The following is a 4,299-nucleotide window of genomic DNA, read 5'->3' as shown; positions in this document are numbered from 1 at the left end:
AAGGGCGACGTGCCGCGCACCTTCGCCGCCCCTGATCTGCTCGTCGCGCTGACGGGCTACAAGCCGGGCACAACGCTCGATGTCGGCGTCAAAGCCTTCGTCGAATGGTTCTTGGAGGTTCATCAAGAACTTAACAGAATTTAAGTAGCATCCGAAAAATCATTCGTATACAGCTTCGGTGCATCGCTGCGTCTAAAAGCTTGGCATTCTTGCGTGATAACTGGAACCCAATGACTGCATTTCATAACTGGCAATTCCAATACCAACCTGTATCTAAGAAAATGACTCATAAGCGAGACATCTAATCTAGGTGGCCTGCAAGATTATCGCCGCGTTCATTCTGGCGTCATTTGTCTTGGCAATTGTAATCGCCAGCACCATGGGCGACATACGTCGTCAGTCTGGCCGGAGATAAGCGACCGAAAACCGGCCGTTTTCCGCCGATGCAAGGTAATCCTCCTCGTGAATAATGTTGGCTCAAAAGCATAGTGTTCTCGGCAAGACGCTCGTGCGGCCTGCGCAACGGTTCGTCGCGTGGCAGGACAGTACCCGGCAGTACAGGTATTGAAACTAGCGGTGCAAGGTGGGCGAACGCGAGCAGCCTACGACCGCATCTTTTCTGGCGGAGCTACGGGAAGTTATTGTGCTGGGAAGGTCGCAGCATTCTGACCAGAATGAAAAATGCTATCAGCCAGAAAGGGCGCCACAAAGGCCGAACCATCGCGCGATAGATGACTGTCATCGATGTAAAGGCTTTTATCGGCAACTATCACGGGACAAGTGCCATTGCGGCAGAGCACCTCAAAAGGATCCAATACTTTAACATCGGGGTAGTTTCTGGCGAGCTTGGCGATGAAATCCACCTGTGCCTTGCGCAGAGCGAGCGGTTGTGAGGCATCTACTAGGCAGTCGGGGGTGACCCAGGGCAATGACCTTACGCACGCGTGCGGATCGAGTGGCAGTTCCGGAAAATCAAGAATGTAAATGATCCTTTTGTTGGCCAACCTCAGGCGATCGAATGTCACGCGGAATGCTTTCTCGACGGCAGCACGCTCGTCATCTGAAAGGGTGTTAACGAAGCGCCTGCCCGCCAGCACGACCGTCGAGATGTGTGGGTTCCCCACGACTTCGGCCAAAGCAGCATTGATTGCGCCGATGCATTCGGTCGTGCGAAATGGATAGCCGTGGCTATGCATCGGTGCATCAAACACTGGCATGCAGGAGAAGCCGCCGATGTTCAGAAGGTTGCCATTGTGGGCCGACACGAGAGGTGCCAACCCATCGTAGAACGACATGGCATGGGAGTCACCGATCAAAGCCACAGTCGGGGGGCGCTCTTCGGCAAGGTTGCAAAAACGAGATTTGATGTCGGGGTACGTCTTCCGGCAGATAGCGGTTTCAAATCGACCATCGAAAGTGAAATTCCCTGTATTGTTGATGAGCGATGGAGGTCGATAGCGGTCTAGCAATCCAGCATTCACAATAGCCGCTGCGGCAGCAAGGCAGCAGAGGCTGATTGCCAGCGTGCATGAACTGGCCGAAGGGTAGCGCTTGAAAACCACCTTCTGCAGTGGTCGTTCGACGGCTTGATACGTCGCGTAAGCAAGGCCGATGCTGATAGCAACTGCCACGAGTCTGCTGGTAGAGGGCGGAGTGTTGCCGACAACTATCCTAAGATACGAGAGGATCGGCCAGTGCCACAGATACAAGGGATAGCTAATCAAGCCGGCCCACACGAACGGTCGGCTCGACAAAAGCTGTTTATTGACGATGTTCTCTGCTCCGGCCGCGATAACACAGACGGTCCCAAAAACAGGCCAGAATGCAGCCCGGCCGGGAAATTGACTTGTGCTGTTCAGCGCGTAGATGACGTACGAAATCATGCCGAACCCGATCAGTGCGAGGATGTGCGGCAGCCCGCGGTGAAGAGAAAGCATCCGCGTTATCCTGCCTTCGGTCGCCGTTAAGACGGCGCCCGCGAGCAACTCCCAGGCGCGGAGATATGGCAGATAAAATGCCTCTTCAGGGCTCGACTTCAATATCTGATGACCCCAACGGTATGATGCAATGGCGAACGCCAACATGAATACAGGGATACCTACCCGGAGCCGCACTGCGTTGACGGACACGATCAGAATTGGGAGAAAAATGTAAAACTGTTCCTCTACCGAAAGAGACCATAAGTGAAGCAGCGGCTTCATGTCGGATGCTCGATCGAAATATCCCGTCTCCGTAAGCAATAGAAAGTTTTGCGCGAAAAAAGTCGACGCGACAATATGCTTGGTCAGCTGATCGATCTCGGGCTTCAGCAGGAGGGTATTCCCTGCTGCCAGCGTGGCAAGTAGAACGACAATCAGTGCTGGAAAAATGCGACGGATCCGCCTTCCGTAAAATTCGAGAAAGCTGAAAGAGCCATTCGCCGTCTGCTTCAGTATGATTTTCGAGATCAAATATCCTGAAATCACGAAAAAGATGTCCACGCCGACAAAGCCGCCGGGCGCAACATTGGGGAAGGCGTGGAAAACGACCACAGAAGTGATCGCGACTGCTCTAAGGCCGTCAATGTCCGGACGATAACCTGGTTCGCCCACTGACAACGTCTTTGTCTTTGTATAATGAGCAGTCGAAAGATCATCCATGCGCAGTCCCTTCGGCTAGAAGCTGATCGTACAAAACCCGCACAAGATCAATCGTCTTTTTTGACGCCAGACCGCGTCTTCAGCGCAAACTCTCAAGCAATCTGGAGGCCACTTATGAATCGAGTGCACTTATGCGGGCGCTCGTCGTTGTACGCAGGCGCATTTGCCCAGGTGGACGGCATGGAAGCCACCATAAACGAAGCAGGTGAGACGTTCATCGATTCGTGTTGGCTAGCTGTGGAGCCTCAACAGGTTGTCCTGGGTAAGAACCTAGGGATTGGTGGATTTGAGTTTAGACTTCCGTGAGGCCTGTACTGATTATAGCGATGAAGCCATCCTGGCAGTTCGCCGGCGCGCAGTGCCGGCGTAGGCCCACTCTCTGAGGGCGGTCTGGATGAAGCGTTCGGCCTTTCCGTTGGTTAGGCGTTTATGGTCTGGTGCGGACGTGCTTGAGGCCATTGTCGCCACAAGCTTCGACGAATGGCTTTGATGTGTAGCAGGGACCATTGTCGGTCATGACGCGCTCGACCGCGATCCCGAGGCTGGCATAATAGGCCAATGCCACCTTCAACAAGGGCCACGGCGCTTTCTTCGTCTCGTCCGGCAATATCTGTGAGAAAGCGATGCGAGAGGCATCGTCGATAGCCACATGAACGCATTCCCAACCGGCGCCCCAACTCTTGCCTCTGCGCGAACTCTGCCGAGTGCGATCGCCGGTGATGCGGTGGCCGACCTCATGAAACCGGCCGAGCTTCGTAAGCGACAAGCTGACCCCATCTGGCGTCGGTAGCGTTGGTCGCTGTATTTCGGACAGACGATTCACAAACTGTGAGCTTCTATGTCTGCGCCTAGCTCTGGAACTAGAAACTTCCATATGATCGAGGCTGTTCCGGAACGACTTGAGGGCGCCCCCCGGCAATTTCGGCGCCGCTGGTCAGATGATTTTAAAGCGCGGGCTGTGGCTGAGGCAATGGAGCCCGGCGCAAGCGTCTCGGCCATTGCGCATCGCATCGGCATACATCCCTTGCAGCTATTTGGCTGGCGTCGTGATGCTCGTGACGGACAACGATCCTCCTCGCCAGATCGGGCTGGTCAAGGGTGAGCATCCGAAAGCCCACCGCGCAGACTTCTCGGGCATCTTGCATGCCGATGGCTATGCCGGGTTCCGCGAGCTCTACGAGCCAACCAAACCAGACAAACCTGCCGCCATCCAGGAGGCGGCCTGATGGGCGCATGTCCGCCGCAAGTTCTTCGATCTGACCACCAGCCCCGGAACGCACCCGATCGCCGAGGAAACGCTTGTCCGTATCGGCGAACTCTACGACATCGAGAATGCCATCCGCGGAGCGCCGCCGGACAGGCGCAAGACCATCCGCCAGCGCCAGGCCAAACCGAAGATCGAGGCGCTCCGGCGATGGTGGGACAAGATGCTTACGGAACTGCCGCGCTCGAGCAGCACGGCGGAGGCGATCCGCTATGCGATTACCCGCTGGGCGTCGTTTTGCTGCTTCCTCGACGACGGCACCATCGAGATCGACAACAACGCCGCCGAGCGGGCGATCCGGCCGATCGCGCTCGGCCTCAATTATGCGAAGCTTGGGATTATGCGCAGGAGCTTTTCCAGCTCTACAAACTACTTTGGTGTTTCGGCGTTTGCAGA

4 protein-coding genes and 2 pseudogenes are annotated in these 4,299 nt (G+C 55.5%); 4 read left to right on the top strand and 2 right to left on the bottom strand.

What is annotated here, in order from left to right; all coding sequences use genetic code 11:
- A pseudogene (locus CO660_RS32080) lies at nucleotides 1-144 on the top strand (UDP-glucuronate 5-epimerase); the annotation flags it as partial.
- Nucleotides 145-638: 494 nt separating this feature from the next.
- On the opposite strand, the gene CO660_RS32075 reads toward CO660_RS32080, so the two are convergent.
- Nucleotides 639-2,639, bottom strand: a complete 2,001-nt coding sequence (locus tag CO660_RS32075; protein WP_097601852.1) for an acyltransferase family protein — start codon at nucleotides 2,637-2,639, stop codon at nucleotides 639-641.
- A gap of 231 nt (nucleotides 2,640-2,870) precedes the next feature.
- Nucleotides 2,871-3,393 (bottom strand): annotated as a pseudogene (locus tag CO660_RS32070) (integrase core domain-containing protein); the annotation flags it as partial.
- 84 nt (nucleotides 3,394-3,477) lie between these two features.
- On the opposite strand from CO660_RS32070, the gene CO660_RS34620 reads away from it, so the two are divergent.
- The 3 genes from CO660_RS34620 to CO660_RS32060 all read left to right on the top strand — a co-directional run.
- A complete protein-coding gene (locus CO660_RS34620; RefSeq protein WP_097601850.1) occupies nucleotides 3,478-3,741 on the top strand; it encodes a transposase in 264 nt (87 codons plus the stop codon).
- Nucleotides 3,638-3,865 (top strand): hypothetical protein, encoded by a 228-nt coding sequence (locus CO660_RS34615; protein WP_210282867.1) that lies wholly within the window; start codon nucleotides 3,638-3,640, stop codon nucleotides 3,863-3,865. Before CO660_RS34620 ends, CO660_RS34615 begins: the two co-directional genes overlap by 104 nt.
- 30 nt (nucleotides 3,866-3,895) lie before the next feature.
- A partial coding sequence (locus CO660_RS32060; protein ID WP_210421957.1) for a transposase occupies nucleotides 3,896-4,299 on the top strand: 404 nt, incomplete at its 3' end.

The sequence above is a fragment of the Rhizobium sp. L9 genome, from assembly GCF_002531885.1.
Classification (GTDB): Bacteria; Pseudomonadota; Alphaproteobacteria; order Rhizobiales; family Rhizobiaceae; genus Rhizobium.
This window is presented reverse-complemented; position numbering and strand designations above follow the sequence as displayed.